Below are 23,444 nucleotides of genomic sequence, written 5' to 3'. Positions count from 1 at the left end.
GCCCTGCCACCGGCTTGGTGCTTGTTGTCGCGGGATCAGACCTGCGAAGTGGGCATCGCCCAGAGCTCTGCGATCGATGACCGCGGGGTGCGGGTCACCATGTAGGCGATGCTCTCGGCAATGTCTTCCGGCTGCAGCGGAACGGGGATGACGTTGCTTTCGTTCACGGCATCCATCACTTCGTCGGTGTTGTGCGAGACGAGTTCAGTGGCGACGGCTCCTGGTTCAAGGACACCGACGCGGACCTGTTTCTGGGTGACCTCCTGGCGCAGTGACTCGGTGAAGCCGTTCACGCCGAACTTGGTCATGCTGTAGGGGCCGAAGTTCGCCCACGCCTGACGGCCCGCGATGGATGAGATGTTGACGATGTCTGCGACACCGCGCAGCTCGTTCTTGCCCGCCTCGAGCAGGTGCGGCAAGGCAGCCTTTGTCATGTAGAGCAGTCCGTTCTGATTGACTGCGATCATCCGTTCCCACTCCTCCACGTCTGTGTCGATCACCTGGCCCAGGAGCATGAGTCCGGCGTTGTTGATCAAGATGTCCAGGCGGCCGAAGCGGTCGACGACGGTCTGCACGGCGTTCTCAGCCTGGGCGCGGTCGGTGATGTCGGCTTCGATGGCCACGGCGGTGCCGCCTGAGGCCTCGATCTTGGCGACAAGCCCGTCAAGCCGTTCTTTACGGCGTGCCACGACCGCGACGGTCGCGCCATGGGCAACAAGTTCGATCGCGGTGGCTTCGCCGATCCCGCTGCTTGCGCCGGTGATGATCGCGGTGGTTCCGTTGAGCTTAGTGTTCATTAGTGGTGTTCCTCTTTCGTTTCAGGAGTCGTAGGAGAGGGAAGCGGAGAGTTCCCGGTGTGCATTGATCTGGCTCTGGATGGTGGCGAGGTTCTGCTCGACACCGGCCATGACGTCTTCCCCAGCGAGGAACCGCAGCGGCAGCTGGCCTGAGTCGGAGAGGGTCACCAGTGCTTGCGCGAGCTTCTTCGGATCTCCACCCTGGAGTCCGTTCATGCCCTTCCATGCTTCGATGGTCTGGGTGGTGCGTTCGGCGTAGTCCGTGATCTCCAGCGCCGGCCAGATCGTGGAGGAGCCCTCGACTAACAGCTCGGTGCGGAAGAATCCGGGTTCCACGGCCATGGTGCTGATCCCGAAGGGAGCCAGGTCATAGTGCAGGGCTTCCATCCAGCCCTCCAGAGCGAACTTCGAGGCCGCGTAGGCGGCAGTAAATTCCTGCCCCATCAGTCCTGCTGCGGAGGTGATGGTGATGACCTGCCCGGAACGCTGCTCGCGCATCACCGGGAGCACTGCACGGGTGACGTTGAGCGGACCGAAGAAGTTCGTGTCCATCTGGGCGCTCATCTGCTCAGGGCTGATGTTCTCGAAGTAGCCGGCGTAGAAGTTCCCGGCGTTGTTGACCAATACATCGATCCGCCCGAACCGCTCCGCCGCCGCCTGCACTGCTGATTCCGCGGCGGCAGGGTCGGTGACGTCGAGTGCGACGGTGAGCAGGTTCTCGTGCTCACCGACGGCGGCGGAGACCTTGGCTGCGCTGCGTCCGGTGGCGACCACCGAGTGCCCTGCTGCCAGGGCGGACTGGACGATGTCGATGCCCAAGCCACGACTTGCGCCGGTGACGAGCCAGACGTTGTTGTTGCTCATAGTATTGCCTCTTTCGAAGTCACCTCCGACCTGTCCGGCCGGCTGTTGCTTCTAGTCAACAGGGTGATCGCGAGGCTAGCGTGGCCCTATCTACAGGTGCCCCAGCAGGGCCCCTCACCGTGATCGAATCCGACGTATCGTCAACGCCATGGACACCCACGACGATCTCAATGAGTTCCTCACCTCGCGCCGGGCCAAGCTCTCCCTCGCCCAGGCAGGACTGCCGGACTACGGCGGTCGTCGTCGTGTCCCCGGGCTCCGCCGCGAGGAGGTCGCGCTCCTGGCCGGGATGAGCGCGGAGTACTACAAACGACTGGAGCGCGGCAACGCCACCGGCGTCTCAGAAGCCGTGATCGACGGGGTCTCTCGAGCGTTGCAGCTCGACGAGGCCGAACATGCGCATCTCTATGACCTGATCCGGACCGCCAATGCCGGGGCCCATCCCTCACGTCGCCGGACCGCGCGCAAGACCCAGCTCACAGCAGGGATGCAGCAGACCATCGATGCGATGTCCACAGTCCCGGTGTTCGTGCAAAACGGCAGGCTCGACGCGGTGGCGACTAACCACCTTGGTCAAGCACTTTTCTCCGAGATGTTCGATGACTCAAGACCTCCGGTGAATGCCGCACGGTTCATGTTCCTGAACCCCAAAGCGCAAACTTTTTACTTGGACTGGGAGGGTAACGCTCGCCAGATCGTGGCGGTGCTCCGCGCCGAAGCCGGGCGCTCTCCGTATGACCGTCAGCTCAGCGATCTCGTCGGGGAACTCTCCACCCGTAGTGACCTTTTCAGGAAACTGTGGGGCGCCCACGATGTGCGTGAACACCGCACCGGGACCAAAAAAATCCACCACCCCGTGGTCGGCGCTCTTGATCTGACGTTCCAGAGCATGGATCTGGTCTCGGATCGTGGTCTTCAGATGCTTGTCTTCTCTGCTGAGCCGGGCTCCGCCTCACATGACCGATTGCAACTGCTCGCGAGCTGGACCCACACCGGGAGTAGCTCCGAGCCCAGAGAGGTACCGCGCACTTCCTCGGAGTCCCACGTTCAAGACATGTGAACCGCAGCCACAAGGGGCGGTCCAGCCGAAGCTTTAGCACTTTCTTTCCTGGCCCGTAAGCCGGTCGCTCACCGGGCACTCCCCCACCCCAAAACCACTCCACACGGATACTGGGCTGAGGGTGCACGTATACCCCGCACGGGTAAAAGCACGGTGAGGTCCCCTATCTGCGAACAACCTCGGAATCCTCTGCTGTAGAGCGAGAGATATCGTCGTGCTCGATTTCTGGATTATTCAGACTCAGGTGTCGCAATCTTCGCCCCTGACCTCATATGATCTCTTACGAGGGGGCCGAATTGGATCTGGAAACCATCTACCGCGATATACAAAGCATGTTCTGTCGAGGGATGGTGACGCTCATTGGCTCCGGCGCCTCTTGCGCGCGAGGGCTACCGTCGATGACCGCGCTCGGTAATCATCTGGTTTCTTGCATCAAACAGGATCAACTCACTGCAGAGGAATGGGTTTCATGGGAGCCCATTGCCGAGCAGCTCGAAAACGGCGACGGTCTTGAGACGGCGCTGGACATTCCACACGTTCCCGACTCGCTTCTCGATATTATCGTTAGAGAGTGCGGAACTTGCGTGGCAAGCGCAGAATCCGAAGCTATCGAGCATCTTCTAGCGGGTAACTTCGTCAATAGCCTGGGACCGCTGATGCGGATTCTTCTGATCACGAACGATCACCCAGATGTCATCACGACCAACTACGACCGCCTCATCGAATTTGATGCTGCGCTTCACGAAATTCGAGTCGACACAATGTTCTACGGGCAAACTTTAGGAAGGCTCGACAAGAGATTGGCACGGCAGGAGCTGACCCATGTCAAACGAACCCCGTCCAGCACGAGAACTCGTCACGAAGAATCCCTCTTGCCTCACATCCGCCTGTCAAAACCACACGGGAGTTTGGACTGGCGCCTCTTCCAAGGTGCTGTAATTCGAACCGAATTCGCCACGAACCTCACTGCGCGGATTATTACCCCCGGATCCAGCAAATACAGGGCAGGCTACGAGCGGCCATTCGACGACCAGCGCGAGCGAGCTAACAGCGCTATAAACGGCGCCGAATCCTTCCTAACGCTCGGTTACGGATTCAACGACCCTCACCTGCAGACACATCTGAGGACACGTTTTCAGGAAGTTCCCGCACTGGTTCTCGCACACCGCCTGACCGACAGCGCCAAAGAGTACCTCGCAGGGAACGCTCGTGCCATCGGACTCGAAAGCTCCGCCACTCCCGGTCAATCCATCGCCCATCAGGGAGGGGAAACACTTCCTCTTGTTGGCAACTTATGGCAAATAGACAACCTAATAAGCGAGGTACTGACATGACGGACGAGACAACGCTCGAGTTCGATACGAGCACCCCTCTTGGAGCGGCATTCCGTGTGGACACCGGCAGCGTGTGGGCGGAAGCGGTAGACCACGAAACGATCACTAAGGTTGGGGTGAATAGCCTCGTCGCTTTTCAGGGGTCCACGGCAACTGAGTATTTGATCGGCATATTGGACCGAGTCACCCGCGACCTCTACGATGCTGGGCTAGAGGAGACCGGTGAAGGCGACGACTTCGAACCTGTTGAGAGTCGCCAGCGCGATTTGTTCCGCGTAGTCCTTCTAGGCACCTACCGAAAAGTCGAAGGTACGAAGAGGAATACTTTCAAACGTGGTGCTGACAGCTACCCACTCGTCGATGCTCTCTGTTGGGTGGTGGCTGGCACAAACTTGCAACGTCTCATGGGAGCTCTAAGTAAAGACGTCGAAGAGACGAAACGGCTCAGTCTCGGTCACTTTGTCTCCGACAAAACAGCCACAGCCGTCGCCGACGGCGACCGTCTCTTTCAACGACACGCCGCACTGCTTGGGAGTACTGGAGCTGGTAAGAGCTGGGCAGTCGCCTTAATTTTGGAAAAAGCCAAGCAACTCGAGAGCCCCAACCTAATCGTGTTCGACATGCATGGCGAGTATGGGCCGCTGAGCCAAGGGGAAGATCCCATCGCTCGCAGCTTTAAACTCGCAAACTCATCGATCCAGGAAAACGACGAAGCTGAGATCCTTCATCTTCCGTGGTGGTTGTTGAACCAAGAGGAGATGCAATCCCTTCTCCTAGACCGCAGTGAATCGAATGCACCCAATCAGGCAGCTCGGCTGTCTCATCACGTGCGAGAACTAAAACTGGAAGCTCTCAAGGCCCGAGATAATGACGGAGTGGCCGCCCAGTTCACCGTCGATAGCCCGGTCCCCTACTCGCTGGAACAGCTCCTCGAGCGCCTACAGGCCGACGACGAGCAAAGAGTCGAAGGATCTCGCGGACCGAAGAATGGGCCGTTCTTCGGAACTCTCACCCGTTTCCTCACTCGGATGCGCGCCCGCACGGAAGACAGACGATACTCGTTCATGTTTGCTCCTGGCGGCACCACTAGCGAATACGAGTGGCTCCACCAGTTTGCGAAAGACCTTCTCGGTACTAAACCGGGAATCAAAGTCATCGACTTCAGCGAAGTTCCAGCCGAAGTGCTCCCCGTCGTCGTCGCCGTCTTAGCCCGGGTGTTGTACGAGATCCATTTCTGGACGGATCCTCTAAGTCGCACCCCGGTGACACTTGTCTGCGACGAGGCCCACCTGTATCTGCCAAATCAAGTCTCAGATACCGCGGAGCAACGCGCCCTCGAGTCTTTCGAGCGGATTGCCAAGGAAGGACGGAAGTACGGTATTTCGCTACTAGTCGTGAGTCAGCGTCCTTCCGACTTGAGCCGAACAGTTCTCTCCCAATGCAATAACTTCATGGTGCTGCGTCTGACAAACGACCAGGACCAAGCGGTCATCCGGCGCCTCATGCCAGACAATCAAGCCAGTCTGACAGGTGCATTGCCCTTACTCGATGTAGGTGAAGCTCTTCTGATTGGCGACGCGATGGTGCTTCCAACTCGAATCAAGCTCGACCAGCCTAAGGTCAAACCACGTAGTGCGACCCTCAGCTTCTGGTCGGAGTGGAGCAATCGAGCAGTAGACGATGCGGACCTGGTCTCAGCGGTCGAGTCGATGAGACGTCAGTCTCGCCTCTCCGCCGGCACACAATAGCGATCGTGAGTTCGTAACTGTGGGCGAATGCCCGGCCTCTCACGCAGCTGCTTCTAGGTGGCGATAGTAGGTCGCCCTACTCCACCCCACCAGCTTCGCAGCCTCGGCCGCGGTTCGCCCCCGCGCTCGAGCTTCTTGAACTACGCGGAGTTTCTCCGAGATCACCACAGGGTCCGATGGCGGCCGGCCAAAGCGTGTGCCACTCTGTTTCGCAGCAGCGATACCGGCGTTGACTCGCTCAGTGATGAGCTCCCGTTCATACTCAGCGAGAGTCGCCAGCATGTTAAGCATCAGTCGGCCCGTCGAGGTCGCAGGATCAATCCCGTCGCTGATGGACTTGACCGCCACTCCCCTATCCCGGAGAAGGTTCACCGTGTTCAGCACGTCGATCAGCGACCGCCCGAGCCGGTCGACGCGCCACACCACCACAGTGTCCCCAAACTCGGCATACTCCAGCAGCCTCTTCATGCCCGGACGAGAGACCGCAGTCTTCGATCCAGAGGTGACGTCGAAGAACACATCTCGGCGTTGCACCCCCTCCCCCAGCAGAGCATCGACCTGCAACTGTGAATCCTGACTGGCCGTGCTGACCCGCGTGTACCCCAAAAGCCTCATGAGACAAGAATGCCTCACAAAAGTGTGGGGTGAGTACTTCTGAGACGCATTGCGTCGAGACTAGTTAACGAGACATAGCGAGTGCTGGATTTACGCGGAGCTGGACGTCCGCAGCAGAGTCCCTGCCGAGTGTCTTATAAAGCTACTGGTTTTCGAGGCACACCCGATCCGATCATCGCCCCATCCGACTCGTGGAGCTTGAGTTCCTGTGAACAGCGCCAACTACTGCCCTCCGATCTCCTGAGCGACGGAGATTCGTCTGAATGCCAGCCCAGTTTCTGGAGTACTCAACAAGTTATTCCCTCTGGAAGACCACCATCTGCACAATTTGAGTCGCAGGACGGGACAGATTTTGTCTCGTCCTCGATTAAACAGTGAGGTGTTGGAGCTCCGAGGCTGGACGCAAGTCTTGGGGGACCTCAGAGATGACGACCGTTCGCGAGATCATGGGCCCCGTGGCCTCGAGTGTCGAAGCACACTGGACTTTGCAAGAAGTAGACCGCGCGATGCGAGAAGCTGGCGTGGACTTCTGGCCTCTGTGCGATGCGGCGGGAAAGTTTCACGGTGTTGTCGCCCAACACGACATCGTCCAAGCGGTTCGCTCCCTCGAAGCCCTTGCTCAGAACCTCACGGCCAAGCACCTGGTGCACACGAATGCACCCACGATCGGGATGAACGACTCCATCGAGAAGGCCATGGCGGACATGGCGATCCACCAGAGCCAATACTTAGCCGTATGGGATGGGACGACGGTGACGGGGGTGATCAGCAGTGCAGACATTCAGTGTGCCGCCCCGGTGGTTCAGACCGATCAATTCTTTGACCACGTAGGTTTCCCGCCCATTGAGTGTGAGTCGCAGCGATAAACGGTGGTCTTTCTGCACCGCTAAGTATCACCCCGGGAGGATGCCGATACAGACTCGTCCTGGCGATCCCGGTCCTGGCGCCGCTGGTTGGCAATTCGATTGAGTCGTCACGGGGACCGTCCCACAACCAAGGAACTGGGACGACATTCCTATGGAATATGCAGCTATCAGACCTAGGGAGTCGGTTAATCAGCTTCAAAGGTTGCGCTGAGTACCCGCTCCTTGAGGCCTGCAGGTGGGGGCCCTTCCCGCCAGGCCACCTCCGCCTCATCCAGACGCGCGGCCATGGCACGAAGCTCTTCGAGCTCCGCGTCAATCGACGGGTCTTCCGACCGGGCCTGGTTGAGCTGCTTCCACTCAGCATCACTAAGGTCACCCGTCAGGGCCCCCGCGATGAGCTCTTCTCGCTGTGAACGCATTTCCGTCATCGTCCGTCATTTCCTTCCAGTGCTGTCCGCAATGATCTCAACCCGTAGTACATCCGCGTCCGCAAGGTCGCGACCGGAACCCCCGTCCGTTCCGAAAGCTCCTGGTAGCTCACGCCCTCCAGATGCACGGCGACGATGACCTCCCGGTGTTCGTAGGTCATCGTCGCCAGGGACTCATAGAGAGCCAGCCGCTCCACAATGGGGACGTCCTCGGTCACCGGGTCGCTCGCCCACTCGATCCTCTCCGGATCCGACGGTGTCGGACGTCGAGCACGAGCCCGCAATGAATCGATCACCAGGTTCCTCGTGATGGCAAACAGCCATGTCCTCACCGATGCCCGTGAGCTGTCGTATCGCTCTCGGCTCCGCCAGGCCCTGATGAAGACCTCTTGCACGCAGTCCTGCGCCTCGGCCTGGTCTCTCAGCGCGTTGAGCGCGAACGCGTAGAGGGCTCCTCCGTTCTCGGCGAAGGCCTTACGAACGTCGAAGGGGGAATCATCCTTGGAGTGCATCGAAGGTGACCCCCTGCAGCTCAGGACACCCGGTGATGTTTCTCTGATGTGCCGACTCGACGGCATGACGCTCTGGTCGAGTACCGAAGCGGCGGCCTTGCCGAGCGATCGGGCCCCAGGCCGTTGAAGAGGCGTGCAACCTCGAACGGGTGCACGACGAGGTCAAGCTTCCCCCCGAGGCAGGTGAGCCCGCCACGTCTACTCCTGAAGGTTCCACCGGCTCAGCGGGCCACCGTCTCAAGCTGGACAGCCCACCCCCAAAGGTCTGCCTGCGCGATCTGGTCGCGGTGACGAGCGGGTTCTCACACAAACTATTTTCCATGAGTGGGTGATCGAGCATGGGAACGGACCTTCCCGTCGCCAGAGCCTGACTCCGTGCAAGGAGGCTGACTGGCGACGATCGTGTTATTCAACTTTGCAAGAGGGTAGTGACCTGTTCCCGACGTTGGCGGGCGCAAGTCGTCAACGTCGGGACGCAGCGTCCCACGGGCGCATGCCAGGTAGACATGGCGGGAGCCGTGTCCCAGAGGACTGGCCTAGCGGGTGCGCGTGGACGCGACGTTGCCCAATAGTGGCACGTCTCGGGCGAAATGGGTACTAAAGTCGCTACTTGTGCTAAGGCGTGTCGCGCAGAGTTGATCCTGTCGGACCGTAGTTTGAACCCAGTCGATCCCAGTCGATCCCAGTCCATTAATACACATCGACCCGCGCCTATTGCCGGCACACAGAGGACAGTGATGGACTCTCTGCCCGCTGGCGCGATGGCGGTCATGGTCTGCTTGACCGGTCGGCCCTCGCGCACAAGTGAGATGGCGCGGGCCCTGAACTCTGGAGGATAGGGGCGTGGCATGGTGATCAGCCTTCCAAGAAGGCCATCGGCTAGCGAGGGATGGTGTCAACCAAACTGTAGGGCACGTCCGGAAGTCAACCGAACCGTCAGCAGACCCACGACAGGGCGCGTGCGCCATGCCTCGTAAACCCAATGGTTAACGACACAGTTCCGAAGCTCCTACTCTGCGGGCCCTTGTGTCTCAACTGGAGCTTGTGGACACATGCCCGGCCCAAAGGGGCGAACTGGCTAGGTTTCGATCAAGCCCGTGCCGATAGCCACGAACTGAAGCGCAGCGATCACAATCATGCCAACTGCAGCGAATCGCTGGAGTCGTCCATCTGGATCGTGGTGAGTCGGACGCATAACCTTCGGATTCAGGATGCGTTCCTCAAAACGCTTGTTCTTCTCGTTGACCTTCTCGTGGTTCATCAGACTGTAGACAGCGGAAACTGTGATCGCTAGCGGCATGAGCATCCAGATCGACAAGGTGAACTCCATGTGTCGAACCTACGTGACCTAAATCGAAAGGGTTTGGTGGTGGAGTCGCCGCCGTGCGGAGCTCGAGTTGTGGGTCCAGTGAAGACCAGTACCTGTTCGGGGCTCCACATCGAGGACGAGGAGCACCAATAGTCGAAACCGCACGGACGAGGCGGAATACTTTAGTGGGCACAACTAATGGAACGCAGACGCGCCGATAGTTGCGTGGTCAAACAACTGAAGGTTGAGGACGTCCCACAACCAAGAAACTGGGACAGTGACTGTCGGCTCCAGAATGTGGCGGCACAGAAGCCGGGGTGCCGTAGAGCGAGGACATCGTAGCCTCGTGGGATTAGGGACCGCCGCTGACTCTGCAGGATCTCAGGTACTTGGCCGCTCACGTCTGTGTTCTTGTACTGCCAGTGCAGCGCCGACTCCTGCAAGCAGACACGCGCTGGCAAGGATCCCTGCATCAAGTATTCCTTGGGCCAGAGCAAGACCTGCGAGAACTCCGCCCAGCCATAGACCACCATCTACAGCCAGGTTCCACACCACTGAGGCTCGACCTGCATCGATGCGTCGCATCGCCATATGAAGACCCACAGTCTGCGCCGTGCCGACTCCTGCGCCCATAACGATCGCAGCCACACCTAGAACGAGGCTGTGGGTGCCCAGCATGCCGCCACTCGCGCCGAGAATCACCAGAACACCGGCAAGGGTGATAGCGCCTACCCGCGTCAACCACACCTCTGCCGCTCCGCCAAGCCACCTGCCAGCTGCGGCTCCTATCTGGACCAGCAGGATGGTCAGTGCAGGCTCTACCGCGCCCCGCGCATACGCCGGGAGGCTAGTGATTCCATGTGCAAGAAAGAGAACGGCAAGCAGGAGGAAGACCAAGGTCAGAGCCAGCAGCCGTAATGCCCCTGGAGTGGTGATTACGGGCAGGTCTTTCGCAGTCTTCGTGCTGCGCCCGACTCCCAGGTGCTTGCCGGTGCTGCGTGGAATCCGTGCGCCAAACACCGCACCGAGGACGCACAGCCCTGCTGCCACCGCGCCTAACACTGCCGGCGAGGTGGACAGTGCCAGCTGTACGCCCGCGGGAGATCCCAACGCGGTGGCGAGCATGGTGACCAGTCCATACATGCCCAATGCCTGACCTAGTCCCAGGCCGGGCACCAGCAGCCCCACCCCTTGGGAGCCGGCAACAATAAGCACTCCGAAACCAACACCGGACACCACCCCACCGGCCAGCAGACCAATGAGTTCGGCACCGTGGAGTGGACCTGCGCCGAAGATGCCAGTCGCCAACGCTCCAACCCCCAGCACAAGCAGCGAGCCAAGAACAACACTGCGAAGGGAAAAGCGTCGCACCAAGGCAGGAGTCCCCACCTGAACAGCGATGACGCAGGTCATGAGGACCCCCACGTACAGGCTGCCCGCTTCGGGGCTCTCGGCCCTGGCTGCCGGAATAAGTGAATAGAGGGTGAAGAACGTGGCGACACCCGATGAGACAGCCACCGTCAGCGCAATAAACGCTGCACGTACTGTTCCATCCCTCATCTGCATACCACCACCTCAGTGAACTGTAGACGGTGCGGCATACACCGGCCACCAGCGCTACTCAATCTTGTCGTATGGGCTGCCGATAAGGGTTTCGACCGTCTATGCACCAGCCAGCAGCGCAGAGTCACAGTCTCGGGGACCGACCAGCTGCACACCAACCGGCATCTCCCGTGTGGGCCCCGCGAATGAAATGCTGAGGGCCGGGTGACCAGAAAGGTTAACGGTGCAACCAAACGAGCCAGAGCAGTGGGGTGGATTCTGGCGTTAATTGCAACAGGAGGTCTTCGACCAGTTCGATCAACTTCTGAAACCCTAGTCTTTCCGCGGTCGATCATTGAGTTCTTGAGCCACCCAATCAAGGTCCGCCTCGCTGTAGACACTCACGTCTGAGCCTTTCGCGAAATACTGCCTTAAGAGAGAAGTGGTCCCCGAAAGTTGGACACCTAATCTAGGGATCCTTCTTCAGGGAGTAGTCAGATGTACTCAGGTAGCACTTTGAATTCCTCCGCCGCCGTTTCGGCTGTGGAACTGTTCCAGCAGGGCTTCACTGCGAAGTCCGTCGCGATTTCGCTTGACCTTGCCCGGCCTCGAGTTGCGGGCCGAACTGAAGGCCTACGTGCGTGGGGCGCGTCCGGTGGCGCCGCCGAGGTGAAGCTGACAGGGCGAAGGCCCCAGCTGAGGGGGCTGGGGCCTTCTGTCATCACTTGCACCTTCATGAGGTGCCTCAAACATTAACGATCGCTCCTGATTGCAGACTGGGTGCGGGACCTCGGATGGCTGAACGCCGGAATCCGTGGGGCGACTGGCCGGGCCGGCATCGATGTCCCCTTGTGTGGGTCTCAGGCCTCGTCGAAGATGCGGAAGGCCATGGTCCCGTGGGTGACCGCCGCACCGGCACCCAGGGCGGCGGCGATCATAGTGGCCTCGGCGATCTGGGCCTTGGTGGCTCCGGCCGTCTTCGCCTGGGTCACGTGCACCTGGATGCAGTACGGGCACTGGGAGGAGATCGCGACGCCGACGGCGATGAGCTCACGGTTCAGTGGGTCGATCGCCCCATCCTGTCGGCCGATCGTCCCGTCAAACTTCGCGTAGGCCCCGAACTCGGGTCCGGCCAGTTCTTTGAACTCGCCCAGCCGCTCCAGGTCGTTCGGGGAGTGATAGTGGGTCGTCATGGGTTGGACCTTTCTGATCAGTGTGATGGACAGGTACAAGACCGGTGGTGGTCTGAATACCTGCGCATGGTTGCTGCGTTCGCATCTCGTGCTGGGGCGCACCCAGAGAGCCCGCGCTCAGTTGATGGTGCGCTTGATGGCCTCGCGTTCCTTCTCGAGCCTGCGCACCCGGTGTCCGAGCTTGAAGAGCCGCACCGAGCCGAAGAGCGCCATGACCAGCACACCGGCAATCGCCGCAAACAATATCGCGACGCCCAACGGCAGCTGAAAGGTCCAACCCAAGTAGGCGAAGTCCGCCGGGACATTGTTCTGCAGCATGAAGATCAGCAGCATGACCAGGATCAGTGCTCCGAGGATCAGCGCAATCCACGTGCCTCCCGTAACGCCCTGCTTCTGATGCTCATCGAGCTTGGGGTCGGTGTTCACTGACCGCCCGGGATCCCTTTCCGGACGGGTCGACTCGGTCACCTCCTGACCGGGCCGTAGCTGTTCAGTAGGGTCGCGTGTCGCACCGGTGTCGGGACTCTGCGCGGGGTTGAATGAATCCGATCTCTGGTCCATGACGGTCCTCTCTAGGGTCACGAGGGTATTCCACCACTCATCGTAGCCCGGCGTGGCCTGATACTGGCCGCGAGTGATAAGCGTCTGGATCGGACCGCCAGCATCATGAATAGTCTCCCTGACTCTGCCAGGGCCAGCTTCTTCAAGAGGTTTGGAACTCGGCTGCGGTGCCCCACGGCGCCGGGTCGGAGGCCTTGATGAGAACCTGGTCCGGCCGGGACGAAACCCCACCGGCACGCCACACCCACGTCATTCTGACGCATCTCTCGAAGGCCGGGAACAGTTCAGGACCGGCCGTACTCCTCGCTAGCTGTTGTAGGCATGCGGTTCTTGCCACGGGCGCGTCGATGAGATGAGGAACGGGTTCCCCGCCAAAGGATGGAAGTTCCTACACAACCCCTCCCCAGGAAAAGAGCCCGCCTATGATCCACGCTAACGCGCCCCTGACCCCCGCGGGTCGACTCCGGATGGCGACCCGCCACCTTGCCGACGGGAGCCCCAAAGCCCACGCCTCCGCTTCAGCTCCGAATCTCACGGCACCTGGGTCACCCGCTACCTCGCCGCCGGCGAGCAGGGTCTGATCGACCAGCCCTCACGCCCGAGGAGCAGTCCCGACCAGACCCCAGCAGAGGTCATCGTCCACATCGAGAACCTGCGCCGGCAACTCAGCTGGTTCGCCCGACGGACGGCGGTCGCTGTCTCGCAAATCTAAGTTTGCCGAGACACCCACTCTGCGCCGACTCCTACGGTGATACCCGCCTCTAATGACCTTTGGCTTGATGAACCCTGGGGCACGCTGCCACATATGTCCTCATGGATCTCGAGCCCAGACCTAGCGAGCACGATCAACCATCTCAAACCCAAGCACCGGATATTTTACGGTGACGTGAATCACATATATAGTGATGGTTGCCCCGGGCAACGACGGTCGGGGTTGCGGCCAGCCCGCAGAGGGCGGTGGCACCCACTGGAAGACCCCTAGGAGATACATGCAGTCCACTAAGCCCGCACGTAGTAACCGTCGCCGCCTCGCGGCCGTCGTGACGGCCGCGTCACTCATGCTCGCTGCACCAGCCGGCGTCGCCCCCGCCATGGCAAGCGCTAATTTCCCCTCGCCCAACGGGCAGACCAACATTTCCAGCATCTTGACCTACGCAGACGTACAGAAAGAGCTGCAGAAGCTTGAGCAGACATCCCGCTTCAACGTCGACGTGTTCACCCTCGCTGAGGCCGGCACGTCAGTGAACACCTCCGAACAGGGCCGGGATCTCTATGTCGCCACCGTCGGGACAGGCCCGGAGGACGTCTGGCTTCAGGGACGCATCCACGGCAACGAACCCTACGGCACGGAGTCACTCCTGACTTTACTGAAAGACTTGGGCAGCAATGGCTCACCGGATTACAACCTGCTGCGCGAAAAGTACACCTTCCACATCATCCCGATGTACAACCCGGACGGGTCAGAGGAGAACATCCGTCAGACGATCCTCTGGGATGACCTGACCGGCTCTCCCGAGCCCGGTGAGAACGGACGGGAACAACGCATCGACCTCAACCGCGATTGGACCGAAGCAGGGTTCGCGGCCAAGGAGTCCCTGGCGTTCTACGAATACTGGACCATGGTGAAGCCTGACTTCGGCGTGGACATCCACCACCAGGGCTTGAAGCAGCAATGGGAGACAGGCGATGACGTGACGTTGTCCCTCGGTATTTCCCTAGCCCCGGGTGGACCTACTCTGCCGGGACTAGCAGATGGCGCCTACGACGTTCTGACCCGGCAGATGATGGTCCATGTCTTCGACGAACTCTCGAAGTACGGCTCCATCAATATCGATCGCTATCAGGTGGGCAACGGCCTGGAAATCGATATCAAGGGTGGCGTGGTCTCGGCGATGATGCTGGGCCTGGACTATCAGGGATTGAATCCTGAAGGTCACAGCAACCCGGTCGTCTTCCTTGAGACGAGCGGGAACACCTCGGACGGGAGCCTGGGCCAGAAAGCCCGCGGCAAGTCGGTCCGGCAGAATGTGCTGGCACTGGAGGAACTTCTGATCGGAATGGCGACGGGCGAGATCCAACAGGAGGATCCGGAGCGGTGGGATGAGATCCCACACCAGCCAACGACCGGGTATCAGACGGACTACGCCGGGATTGTTCCGGTTCAGTAGGAAGAACTCAACACGTGGGGGCCCTCTTGCTGCCCGGTGAGGGCCCCCACGTGGGACAAGGATTATCTCTGGCACTAGGCCTTTAAGGTCTTCGCTGCACTTCCGGTACAACTTACCGGGAGGCACCACCCTGGTTCGTGCGAGCTGAGCGCGCACTCAGCTCAACTCAGGGGCAACGGCTCGGGAAATCTGGACGCGTCGGAACCCAGAGCCATTGCCATGCGTCAATGCATCTCACCGCCCCCCTCCCGCACCAGGTCATGGGCGGCTAACTTCTGCCTCGACCCTTTAGATCGGATCAGTCGCCACCAGCCACAGACGAGACGCGCAGCGCGATGTCAGTACACAAAGGTCTGGCCCTTGTTGGTGAGCCCGCAGAAAACCCAACCTGGGGCTGTACGTGAGGCCCCCGTGAACTACTCCAGATATAAAGAATCTATAGAGCACAAAGGCAGGCAGGCGCCCTGACGCTTTGGAGACCTGGAATGAACCTCAATCCCAACTGCCGGGCATTCTCATAAAACCAATGGATAACGAGGCGGCGAAAACTGACCAGAAGGTCCGCTGCACGAAAGTAGTCCCGGCTCTCCCCGCAACCGCAGGTCTCACTTCTCCGCCTCCAGAACCACGACACTTGGCAGTCATCCGTCGCAGGTGACGCTAATGGCGACCTGGCACGACTAGCCCTCGTAGGCCGATCGGTCGCTGGGACGGTTCGACGCCAAACCCCGCCGTACACTGAGCTGATGAGTCTTCACCACGTCCGACGAGGCCATGGAAACCCACTGCTGCTGGTGCACGGCCTCGGAGCGGGTCTGCAATCCTGGGATCCGATCATCGATGCGTTGGCCGCGCACCGGGAGGTCATCGCGGTAGACCTCCCCGGATTCGGCCAGACGCCGCCGCTGCCTGGCGAAGTATCGATCGCCACGCTCACCGATTCTGTCTCAGAATTCATCGACGAGCAGGGCCTGGAGGGCGTTGCCACTGCCGGACAGTCGATGGGTGGACGGATCGTGCTCGAGCTCGCCAGACGCGGGGTCGGTGGTGACACCGTCGCGCTGGACCCTGGGGGCTTCTGGAGCGAGCGCGAGCTGGCGGTCTTCGGCTATACACTTCGGCCCTCGATCGCCCTGGTCCGCGCTTTGCGCAGTGTCCTGCCGACGCTGTTGGGCAATCGCATCAGTCGGACCGCGCTGCTCGCGCAGTTCTCGGCCCACCCGTGGTCGCTGACGCAGCAGACTGTGCTGCCCGACCTGCTCGGGTTGGCCGATGCTCCAGGCACGGATGCCGCGATGGACGCGCTCACGAAGGGGCCCAAGCAGCAGGGCGCTCCGCTCGGGACGGTCCCCGGTCGCGTCACCATCGGGTGGGGACGCCGCGACCTCGTCACCGTTCCCCGGCAGGCCCATCGGGCCGTTGCGGCGTTCCCCGATGCGACCCTGCACTGGTTCCCCCGGTGCGGACACTTCCCGCAATGGGACGCACCGCACGAGGCGGCGGAGCTCATCCTGACCGGTACTCACTGACGCATGCTCGCACCCCCGGCGTCCATATCGAAGCGGGTATCCCTAGCCGTATTCAACCGATCGTCGCAACAGAGAGGCACCATCTCTGGATGCGGTGCAACATCACGGGCTAGATGCCACCCATCGTGAATGGACTCCGGGTTTCGTAGCTAGCGCGTCGATAGGCTCAGACGGTGTTTGAAGGACTCACCACCGAGACAATCACGGTCGAAGACGCTCAACTGAACGTCGGCTACGCCGGCGCTGGCCCTGCTGTGGTCCTACTACACGGCCACCCACCCACCGGAGCAACCTAGCACCGGGCGGCACTGCAGCTCGTCGATGCCGGGTTCACCGTCGTCTGTCCAGATCTGCGAGAGTACGGCGGCTCGATCGAGTCGGAGCCCACAAAGGATCACAGTGCTCACTCCAAGCGCGCTGTCGCGAAGGACATGGCACAGCTCATGGAGGCTTTGGAGCATGGTTGCTTATCACCTCGTGGAACATGACCCCGCCACGCACAGCCCAGTGCTGAATGCCGACGCCGGTTGTTGGAGAAGCCCTCACGGACCGTCGCCGACTTACTCACCAGATAGAACAACCGTGTTGTTGCAACGACTGCTGAAATCCGCCGAATCGGCCTCCACGCACCCGAAAGATGGAGGACGCGCTCAAGGGCGGGGCCTGCACCGACGTCATTGATCTGAAGACCCCGTGCCTGGGCCCGGAGGCGTTGCTGGTCGCGGCCAGGATCGCGGTCAGACGCTCGGACACCGGAGCCGACGTCGCCCAGGAAATCAACGACGCCGAAAAACGAATCCGCCGGACAGTGCCGATCGTAACGATCGTAACGAGGATCTACCTCGAACCCGCCATCTACGCCGCCACCATCGCCACTCCCGCAGACCCGGACTGACAACGCACCCCCGACAGCGGCCATGAGTGTGGACGACCGTCTGGTCGCTGTCACCTTCTGGCGTATCCTGCCTCTGGTGCCCGCGGAGTCAAGGCCGTTTTTGGGCCTGGGTGACGGCATCGACGGCGCGAATGAAGCCCAGGTGGCTGAATGCCTGGGGGAAGTTCCCCGCCAACCGCCCGCTGTCGGGATCGTACTCCTCGGCAAACAGCCCGAGATCGTTCGCGTACCCAGAAAGCTGGTCCATCAGGGTCGTTGCGTCGGCGGTCCGGCCGCTGTACGCGTACTGTTCCACAAGCCAGAACGTGCAGATCAGGAACGGGTACTCATCCCCATCCAGCCCATCCAAGCCGGTGTCGGTGCGGTACCGGTGCAGCAACCCGTGCTCATCCTGCAGATCGGCTTCGATCCGAGCCACAGTGCCGAGCATCCGCGGATCATCATAGGCGAGGAACCCAGTGTGCGGCAACTGCAGCAGGGAGGCATCCACCTCGGTGTTGGAATAGGTCTGGGTGAAAGAGTTCAGCCTTTCGTCGAAGCCGTGCTCCATGATTTCTTCGTGAAGCCGGTCCCGCAGGGTCCGCCACCGTTCCACCGGCCCGTCGAAGCCGTGATCTTCGACGGCCCGGATGCCTTGGTCGAAGGCCGCCCACATCATGGTGCGACCATGCACGAAGAACGCTGGTTCTCCGCGCATCTCCCAGATCCCGTGACCGGCTCGACCCATGTTTTGCTCGGCGAAGCGCAGCAGATTCTTCTGGAGCCCCCAGGAGAACTCATCCTCTGCCACCCCAGCCTTGCGCAATTCAGCCAGGGCCAGCATGACCTCCCCCACGACGTCCGCCTGGTACTGGCCCACAGCGTCATTGCCGACCCGGACCGGCACCGAGCGCTCGTAGCCGACCAGGTGAGGAAGAATGCTCTCGGGCAGCTGGCGCTCTCCAGCCACGCCATACATAATCTGGATGCTGTCGGAGTCCCCAGCCACGGCACGCAGCAACCAGTTGCGCCAGTGCAGAGCACCGTCTGTGAAGTCGTGAGCAACGAGGGCCTCAATGGTCAGAGCCGCATCACGCAGCCAGGTGTAGCGGTAATCCCAGTTGCGGCTGCCCCCGAACTCCTCGGGCAAAGAGGTGGTCGGCGCAGCCACGATCCCGCCGGTGTCGCTGTTGGTCAACGCCCGCAGGACCATCAGTGACCGCAGCACGGAGCGATCGTGCTCGTCGTCCACCTTCACGCACGCGGACCATTGCCTCCAGTACTCCACCGTGCGCTCGAAGGCCTCCTGCGGGTTCTCGGGGGTGGGCAGTTGCCGGTGTGACTGATGCCAGGTGAGCACCCAATCGGCGGACTCGCCCGACTCGAGAGGGAACACCCCGGTGAGCCGATCGGCCACGGCACCCTGATAGTCGTCGGAGTGACCTTCCGGGGACGCCTCGTGGCAGTCCTCCATGTTTTCCTGGGGCTCCACCTGCTGGTCCTCATGCGGGTGCAGCAGCGGGCCAGACAGCAACAACGCGTCCGGGCCGGCCACCGATAACAATCCACAGGTCCCGGCGCCGTCGAGATCCACCCGCCTGGTCCAGGGCCTCGCCCGGCTGTAGTCGAAACGGATCCGCAGGTCATGCTCGATCTCCACCGTCCCGGAGATACATTCCGCCCGCCGGATCAGATCGGCCTGTTGATTCCCCGGGGGCAGGAAATCAGTGACGACCATGACGCCGGTGGGGGTTTCCCAGGTGGTTTCGAGCACGAAAGTGCGCGGCAGATAGCGGCGAGTCGCGACCTTCCCGTCCACAGCTGACAGTTTCCACCGCCCATCCTCCGGGGTGCCCAACAGGGCTCCGAACACCGAAGCGGAGTCGAAACGCGGGAAGCACAGCCAATCGATGCTGCCATGACGGGACACCAGCGGACCGGTATGCAGGTCGGAGAGCAGCGCGTAATCCTCCAACGGGGTGGACATGATCTGGACATCCGAACTCATGAGCCCATTCAACCATTCGAGACCATAGGACCGAGGGCGCGCGGCCGCGAAAGCCCCCGGCAGGTCGCCGACCCGCCCGAACCCCAGGCCCGGTACCGTGCAGGCATGGAGAACATCGAAACTCTTGTCATCCTGGGCGCGACCGGAGACCTCACCTCTCGACTGCTGCTACCTGGCCTGGGGCGGCTGCTCACCGAACAACCGGATCGTCGCATCAGGCTGATCGGGGCAGATCTGGCTCCGCAGGGCGGTGAGCAGTGGTCCCGCACCGTCCAGAGAGCCTTCAATACCGTCGAGGCCACCGGACCGGCCGTGGACCACCTCTTGGCCCACACCGAGTACCTCGTCACCGACGCATCTTCACCCGAAGACCTCAAGCAGCTGTTAGACGCAGTCACCGGGATCCCCGCCCTGTACTTCGCCCTGCCCCCGGCCGTGACAACCCAAGCCATCCAGGCCCTGCACCACGTCGAATTGCCGGACAAGACGGTGCTGGTTCTGGAGAAACCCTTCGGCGTCGACCAGCACAGCGCCGCAGCGCTCAACCGGCGCCTCACTGCTCTGGTGCCCGAGGACCAGATCTTCCGGGTCGATCACTTCCTGGGCAAATCCACTGTGCTCAACATTCTGGGGCTGCGTTTCACCAACCGGTTGTTCGAGCCACTCTGGAACCGAGACCACATCGCCAAAGTGGAGATCGTCTACGACGAGATTCTCGGACTGGAGAACCGGGCCGGCTACTACGACCGTGCCGGGGCGTTGGTGGACATGATCCAGTCCCACCTCCTCCAAGTCATGGCCATCGTCACCATGGATGCGCCGCTGAGCGTGCACGCCGATGATCTGCGCACATCCAAGACAGCAGCCTTGGAAGCGGTGCGCCCCTTCGGCGGGGACTCTGCCCGTGCCGGCCGACGGGCCCGCTACACCCTCGGCACCATCGGCGAACGGGCCCTGCCCTCCTACGTCGAGGAGAACGGTGTGGACCCGGCGCGGGAAACCGAAACTCTGGCCGAGGTGACCTTGGAATCGGACACCTGGCGGTGGTCCGGGGTGCCCTTCGTCCTTCGCTCCGGGAAAGCCCTCGGCGAGCCTCGCCGCGAGATCGCCATCACTTTCCGTGACGCCCCGCACGTACCCGCCGGCCTGACCGGAGCAACCAGTCCCACCGTGCTGCGCATCTTCCTGGGTCCCGACGGAATGGTGCTGGAAATGAACGTCAACGGTCCCGGCGACCCGTTCGTCATCGACCGTGCCGCACTGAGCGCTGATTTCGGGGCTGGACGGTTGAATCCTTACGGAGAGGTCCTCAACGGTGTCTTGGACCGGGATCCGACATTGTCCATCCGCGCTGAGGCCGCCGAATATGCCTGGCGGATCATCGATGAAATCCGCGCCCCGTGGCGCACCGGACAGGTCCCGCTGGAGGAGTACCCAGCCGGATCCACCGGGCCGGCAGGCTGGAGACAGGGTGACTGAGCAGCGCGGAACCCCGTGCGCTGCGCCCCTAAGCGCCCGGCTTCCTCCTCGGCCTCGGCGACTTACATCATGCTCGCTGCGGGCCCTGTCGTTTACCTCACGTGTGTGATCGCAGCGACAAGTCTCTCAGTCACGTTGGCGGTACTGACCGCTGGTAGCTCCCTCACTTCTCGAGTTCTGGCTGCGTCCTTTTTCCATTGGTGGGTGAACTCGGCGATGCTCGTGTTCCTCACCGGTGGCGCCAAGTCCCTACTCTGGACCACCAATACCGCAATCGCCACCGTGCTGGTCGCTGTCGCCGTTGTGTTGCTCAACGATCGTGCGATTAGGAAGCGGCTAGTAACGTCCGAGCCCCGCAGCGACATTGAACCTGTTCGACAGAAGGCCCGCAATCTCGAGGCACTCGACGCTTGGTTTAATGGTTGGCGCGGCCTCGCCCCGAACGCAGAACAGATAGACAGGGTCAGCCCTGCCTACATCCCGCGAAACCACCTGGTGGAGAAAGCCCCTCGAGACGACAACCGACGGGGACTTGGCACCGTTCCACCAGCTCCTGAAGGCCGTAACCGATCCCTACCAGGAGCGTGAAGGCTTCGCTCGCTATGGCTTCTCCAGCGCCTGCGAGCTTTGACCCCTACCGAACCTTCTGTGGGACGTGCGGTCCCGACACAAGACAGAGATCATCCGCATTGGCGTGGCCCACCGATAGCGTAGCCGTATGACCATAGGGGCGATGAGATGACCACGGACCCGGCAGCGAAAAAGGGTCAACCGCGGCTGGCTGAACGTCGTGTGGCCTGGCTGACCGAGCTGGTGAAGAGACCGGTGTTCCTCACGGGTGCGGCGCAGATCCTCAAGAGCGTGATCGCGGCGACGGCCGCCTGGTGGTTCTCAGTCGCAGTCCTGGAAACACCATTGCCGTTCTTGTCGCCGTGGGCAGCGTTGCTGGCCGTGCATGCCACGGTGCACCAGTCATTGTCCCGCGGCGCCCAGACCGCAATTGCCTCCGCCCTCGGCGTCGGGCTGTCCTTTCTGATCGGCACCTACCTCGGCGTCGGCGTGTGGACCTTCGCCCTAGCACTCCTGGTCGGGTTGGTGGCGGCCCGCATTCCAGGGATCCGCACCGAGGGGGTGGCGATTGCCACCACGGCGATCTTCATTCTCAGCAACGGCTTCGACGACCAGGCGCCCCTGTTGCTTGATCGTCTACTCGAGGTCGGCGTAGGAGTGACGGCGGGTATCGCCGTCAATCTCATGATCGTTCCGCCTTTACGGGACCGACAGGCCGCCCGCCACGTCGATTCCATCAACCGGCGCATGGGGGACGTCCTGGTCAACATGGCCGAGGAGCTCTCCACTTCCTGGAGCACGGACAACGCAGATGCCTGGCTCGAAGCGACAAAATCGATGGAGACGGAATTGAACTCGGCCTGGCAATTCGTGTGGTTCGCCAGAGAGAGTCACCGAGCCAATCCACGCAACTACCTGCATCGTCACCGCCGCACGAAGAACCACTCACAACCGGGCGCAGAATCCGGACGGGCCAGCTACGGGGAGATCTTGAACCGCATCGACGAAGGCATCTCGCACCTTCGCAACCTAACCCGTACGCTGCGCGAAGCCACCTACCCCCACGCAGAGGGCGGATGGGATGCCCGCTTCCGCAAACAGTGGATCGCGATCGTCCGTGACTGCGGTCGGTCGATCGCGGACCCCGACGCCGACGTCGATCCCATCCGCGACCAGCTGACCGCCCTGGCCAAAGACATGTCGAACGACCATGGCCTCCCCCAAAGCACGTGGCCAATCTATGGCTCGCTGATCACCAGCATGCACCACATCGCCACGATCGTCGACGACGTCGCGTCCTCCCGAGAAGCCAGGGAGAACGACTAGTCAATCCGGATAATTCGCGTCGCGCCACGACGGCGAACCACATCAGCACCCAGGCATGAAGCTAAACACGATTCGAAAAGACATCAAGTGGCTGAGCGCCTTGGCCAACCGGGCACTTTGAGGGGTGCCTCACGTCGCGGAGGATGTCGCCTTCTGGTGTCGATACAGTGTCGCTCTGCTCCACCCCACAAGCTTCGCCGCCTCAGTCCCCCGGGAGCGAGCCTCCTGGCCCACCTGTAATTTCTCCGCGAGCACTACAGGATCCGACGGCGGCCAACCCCACCTCGTCCCACCCTGCCGCGCAGCCGCAATCCCCGCGTTGACCCGCGTTGACCCGCTCCGTAATCAGCTCGCGCTCGCACTCAGCCAACGGGGCCGACATGTTCAGCATCAACTTGCCAGTCGAGGTCTCAGGGACGATGCCATCACTGATGGACTTCACCGCTACCTCCCTCTCCCGAAGAAGGTTCACCCTGTTCAGCACATCGATCAACGACCGACCCAAACGGTCAACTCGCCAAACCACGACAGTGTCACCAGATTCGGCATACTCAAGTATGTCTCGTGACGGGACAGACCAGAGCCTCCACTAAACCCGTCACGAGACAGTCCTCTGCGTCACGCCAATTGCCCGGCACAGCGAACCACTTGGTTCACATCC

The 23,444-nt window shown here is 61.4% G+C and carries 19 protein-coding genes and 3 pseudogenes; 10 read left to right on the top strand and 12 right to left on the bottom strand.

Annotation, left to right across the window (positions count from 1 at the left end; all coding sequences use genetic code 11):
• Positions 1 to 35 precede the first annotated feature (35 nt).
• A complete protein-coding gene (locus ACHAA4_RS12195) occupies positions 36 to 797 on the bottom strand; it encodes an SDR family oxidoreductase (RefSeq protein WP_435774452.1) in 762 nt (253 codons plus the stop codon).
• Positions 798 to 818: 21 nt separating this feature from the next.
• Positions 819 to 1,661: an SDR family oxidoreductase gene (locus ACHAA4_RS12190; RefSeq protein ID WP_435774451.1), complete on the bottom strand. Its 843-nt coding sequence runs from the start codon at positions 1,659 to 1,661 to the stop codon at positions 819 to 821.
• 148 nt (positions 1,662 to 1,809) lie between these two features.
• Between ACHAA4_RS12190 and ACHAA4_RS12185 the strand changes: the two genes are divergently transcribed.
• From ACHAA4_RS12185 to ACHAA4_RS12175, 3 genes are all read left to right on the top strand, one after another.
• Positions 1,810 to 2,721 (top strand): helix-turn-helix transcriptional regulator, encoded by a 912-nt coding sequence (locus tag ACHAA4_RS12185; RefSeq protein WP_435774450.1) that lies wholly within the window; start codon positions 1,810 to 1,812, stop codon positions 2,719 to 2,721.
• Positions 2,722 to 3,017: 296 nt separating this feature from the next.
• On the top strand, positions 3,018 to 4,055 hold the full coding sequence (locus ACHAA4_RS12180) for an SIR2 family protein (RefSeq protein WP_435774449.1): 1,038 nt from the start codon (positions 3,018 to 3,020) through the stop codon (positions 4,053 to 4,055).
• Entirely contained in the window at positions 4,052 to 5,803 is a 1,752-nt protein-coding gene (locus tag ACHAA4_RS12175; RefSeq protein ID WP_435774448.1) for an ATP-binding protein, read from the top strand. The genes ACHAA4_RS12180 and ACHAA4_RS12175 overlap by 4 nt, the downstream gene beginning before the upstream one ends.
• 39 nt (positions 5,804 to 5,842) lie before the next feature.
• On the opposite strand, the gene ACHAA4_RS12170 is transcribed toward ACHAA4_RS12175, so the two are convergent.
• Positions 5,843 to 6,418, bottom strand: coding sequence for a recombinase family protein (locus ACHAA4_RS12170; protein WP_435774447.1), 576 nt, complete (start codon positions 6,416 to 6,418; stop codon positions 5,843 to 5,845).
• A gap of 425 nt (positions 6,419 to 6,843) precedes the next feature.
• Between ACHAA4_RS12170 and ACHAA4_RS12165 the strand changes: the two genes are divergently transcribed.
• Positions 6,844 to 7,284, top strand: coding sequence for a CBS domain-containing protein (locus ACHAA4_RS12165; RefSeq protein WP_435774446.1), 441 nt, complete (start codon positions 6,844 to 6,846; stop codon positions 7,282 to 7,284).
• Positions 7,285 to 7,469: 185 nt separating this feature from the next.
• Here ACHAA4_RS12165 and ACHAA4_RS12160 read toward each other — a convergent pair whose 3' ends face one another.
• The 7 genes and pseudogenes from ACHAA4_RS12160 to ACHAA4_RS12130 all read right to left on the bottom strand — a co-directional run bounded on the left by ACHAA4_RS12160 (position 7,470) and on the right by ACHAA4_RS12130 (position 12,694).
• Positions 7,470 to 7,703: a hypothetical protein gene (locus ACHAA4_RS12160; protein WP_435774445.1), complete on the bottom strand. Its 234-nt coding sequence runs from the start codon at positions 7,701 to 7,703 to the stop codon at positions 7,470 to 7,472.
• A gap of 5 nt (positions 7,704 to 7,708) precedes the next feature.
• Positions 7,709 to 8,224: an RNA polymerase sigma factor gene (locus tag ACHAA4_RS12155; protein WP_435774444.1), complete on the bottom strand. Its 516-nt coding sequence runs from the start codon at positions 8,222 to 8,224 to the stop codon at positions 7,709 to 7,711.
• Positions 8,225 to 9,302: 1,078 nt separating this feature from the next.
• Positions 9,303 to 9,554: a hypothetical protein gene (locus tag ACHAA4_RS12150; RefSeq protein WP_435774443.1), complete on the bottom strand. Its 252-nt coding sequence runs from the start codon at positions 9,552 to 9,554 to the stop codon at positions 9,303 to 9,305.
• Between the two features lie 360 nt (positions 9,555 to 9,914).
• A complete protein-coding gene (locus ACHAA4_RS12145; protein WP_435774442.1) occupies positions 9,915 to 11,099 on the bottom strand; it encodes an MFS transporter in 1,185 nt (394 codons plus the stop codon).
• Between the two features lie 214 nt (positions 11,100 to 11,313).
• Positions 11,314 to 11,522, bottom strand: a pseudogene (locus tag ACHAA4_RS12140) (hypothetical protein); the annotation flags it as partial.
• A gap of 413 nt (positions 11,523 to 11,935) precedes the next feature.
• Positions 11,936 to 12,268 (bottom strand): carboxymuconolactone decarboxylase family protein, encoded by a 333-nt coding sequence (locus ACHAA4_RS12135; protein ID WP_435774441.1) that lies wholly within the window; start codon positions 12,266 to 12,268, stop codon positions 11,936 to 11,938.
• Positions 12,269 to 12,385: 117 nt separating this feature from the next.
• Positions 12,386 to 12,694, bottom strand: coding sequence for a LapA family protein (locus ACHAA4_RS12130; protein ID WP_435774440.1), 309 nt, complete (start codon positions 12,692 to 12,694; stop codon positions 12,386 to 12,388).
• 557 nt (positions 12,695 to 13,251) lie between these two features.
• Between ACHAA4_RS12130 and ACHAA4_RS12125 the strand changes: the two are divergent.
• The 4 genes and pseudogenes from ACHAA4_RS12125 to ACHAA4_RS12110 form a co-directional block, all read left to right on the top strand.
• A pseudogene (locus tag ACHAA4_RS12125) lies at positions 13,252 to 13,514 on the top strand (leucine zipper domain-containing protein); the annotation flags it as partial.
• A 304-nt stretch (positions 13,515 to 13,818) separates the two neighbouring features.
• Positions 13,819 to 14,997 (top strand): M14 family zinc carboxypeptidase, encoded by a 1,179-nt coding sequence (locus tag ACHAA4_RS12120; RefSeq protein WP_435774439.1) that lies wholly within the window; start codon positions 13,819 to 13,821, stop codon positions 14,995 to 14,997.
• A gap of 746 nt (positions 14,998 to 15,743) precedes the next feature.
• On the top strand, positions 15,744 to 16,526 hold the full coding sequence (locus ACHAA4_RS12115) for an alpha/beta fold hydrolase (protein ID WP_435774438.1): 783 nt from the start codon (positions 15,744 to 15,746) through the stop codon (positions 16,524 to 16,526).
• 637 nt (positions 16,527 to 17,163) lie between these two features.
• Positions 17,164 to 17,421: a cation diffusion facilitator family transporter gene (locus ACHAA4_RS12110; protein WP_435774437.1), complete on the top strand. Its 258-nt coding sequence runs from the start codon at positions 17,164 to 17,166 to the stop codon at positions 17,419 to 17,421.
• Between the two features lie 88 nt (positions 17,422 to 17,509).
• Here the strand turns inward: ACHAA4_RS12110 and ACHAA4_RS12105 are convergent, their stop codons facing one another.
• Positions 17,510 to 19,387 (bottom strand): glycoside hydrolase family 15 protein, encoded by a 1,878-nt coding sequence (locus ACHAA4_RS12105; protein ID WP_435774436.1) that lies wholly within the window; start codon positions 19,385 to 19,387, stop codon positions 17,510 to 17,512.
• A 126-nt stretch (positions 19,388 to 19,513) separates the two neighbouring features.
• Between ACHAA4_RS12105 and ACHAA4_RS12100 the strand changes: the two genes are divergently transcribed.
• Positions 19,514 to 20,887, top strand: a complete 1,374-nt coding sequence (locus ACHAA4_RS12100; RefSeq protein WP_435774435.1) for a glucose-6-phosphate dehydrogenase — start codon at positions 19,514 to 19,516, stop codon at positions 20,885 to 20,887.
• Between the two features lie 738 nt (positions 20,888 to 21,625).
• Complete coding sequence (locus tag ACHAA4_RS12095) at positions 21,626 to 22,783, top strand: FUSC family protein (protein ID WP_435774434.1); 1,158 nt, start codon at positions 21,626 to 21,628, stop codon at positions 22,781 to 22,783.
• A 129-nt stretch (positions 22,784 to 22,912) separates the two neighbouring features.
• Here ACHAA4_RS12095 and ACHAA4_RS12090 read toward each other — a convergent pair.
• Positions 22,913 to 23,348: pseudogene (locus tag ACHAA4_RS12090) on the bottom strand (recombinase family protein); the annotation flags it as partial.
• Positions 23,349 to 23,444: the final 96 nt, after the last annotated feature.

The sequence above is a fragment of the Nesterenkonia maliinae genome (genome assembly GCF_051262655.1).
Lineage (GTDB): Bacteria > Actinomycetota > Actinomycetes > Actinomycetales > Micrococcaceae > Nesterenkonia.
This window is presented reverse-complemented; position numbering and strand designations above follow the sequence as displayed.

What these genes read in the sequence shown, in the direction of transcription:
- ACHAA4_RS12195 (WP_435774452.1), bottom strand. Translation starts at nt 797, where the DNA reads ATGAACACTAAGCTCAACGGAACCACCGCGATCATCACCGGCGCAAGC.
- ACHAA4_RS12190 (WP_435774451.1), bottom strand. Translation starts at nt 1,661, where the DNA reads ATGAGCAACAACAACGTCTGGCTCGTCACCGGCGCAAGTCGTGGCTTG.
- ACHAA4_RS12185 (WP_435774450.1), top strand. Translation starts at nt 1,810, where the DNA reads ATGGACACCCACGACGATCTCAATGAGTTCCTCACCTCGCGCCGGGCC.
- ACHAA4_RS12175 (WP_435774448.1), top strand. Translation starts at nt 4,052, where the DNA reads ATGACGGACGAGACAACGCTCGAGTTCGATACGAGCACCCCTCTTGGA.
- ACHAA4_RS12170 (WP_435774447.1), bottom strand. Translation starts at nt 6,418, where the DNA reads ATGAGGCTTTTGGGGTACACGCGGGTCAGCACGGCCAGTCAGGATTCA.
- ACHAA4_RS12165 (WP_435774446.1), top strand. Translation starts at nt 6,844, where the DNA reads ATGACGACCGTTCGCGAGATCATGGGCCCCGTGGCCTCGAGTGTCGAA.
- ACHAA4_RS12160 (WP_435774445.1), bottom strand. Translation starts at nt 7,703, where the DNA reads ATGCGTTCACAGCGAGAAGAGCTCATCGCGGGGGCCCTGACGGGTGAC.
- ACHAA4_RS12155 (WP_435774444.1), bottom strand. Translation starts at nt 8,224, where the DNA reads ATGCACTCCAAGGATGATTCCCCCTTCGACGTTCGTAAGGCCTTCGCC.
- ACHAA4_RS12150 (WP_435774443.1), bottom strand. Translation starts at nt 9,554, where the DNA reads ATGGAGTTCACCTTGTCGATCTGGATGCTCATGCCGCTAGCGATCACA.
- ACHAA4_RS12145 (WP_435774442.1), bottom strand. Translation starts at nt 11,099, where the DNA reads ATGCAGATGAGGGATGGAACAGTACGTGCAGCGTTTATTGCGCTGACG.
- ACHAA4_RS12135 (WP_435774441.1), bottom strand. Translation starts at nt 12,268, where the DNA reads ATGACGACCCACTATCACTCCCCGAACGACCTGGAGCGGCTGGGCGAG.
- ACHAA4_RS12120 (WP_435774439.1), top strand. Translation starts at nt 13,819, where the DNA reads ATGCAGTCCACTAAGCCCGCACGTAGTAACCGTCGCCGCCTCGCGGCC.
- ACHAA4_RS12115 (WP_435774438.1), top strand. Translation starts at nt 15,744, where the DNA reads ATGAGTCTTCACCACGTCCGACGAGGCCATGGAAACCCACTGCTGCTG.
- ACHAA4_RS12110 (WP_435774437.1), top strand. Translation starts at nt 17,164, where the DNA reads ATGGAGGACGCGCTCAAGGGCGGGGCCTGCACCGACGTCATTGATCTG.
- ACHAA4_RS12105 (WP_435774436.1), bottom strand. Translation starts at nt 19,387, where the DNA reads ATGTCCACCCCGTTGGAGGATTACGCGCTGCTCTCCGACCTGCATACC.
- ACHAA4_RS12100 (WP_435774435.1), top strand. Translation starts at nt 19,514, where the DNA reads ATGGAGAACATCGAAACTCTTGTCATCCTGGGCGCGACCGGAGACCTC.
- ACHAA4_RS12095 (WP_435774434.1), top strand. Translation starts at nt 21,626, where the DNA reads ATGACCACGGACCCGGCAGCGAAAAAGGGTCAACCGCGGCTGGCTGAA.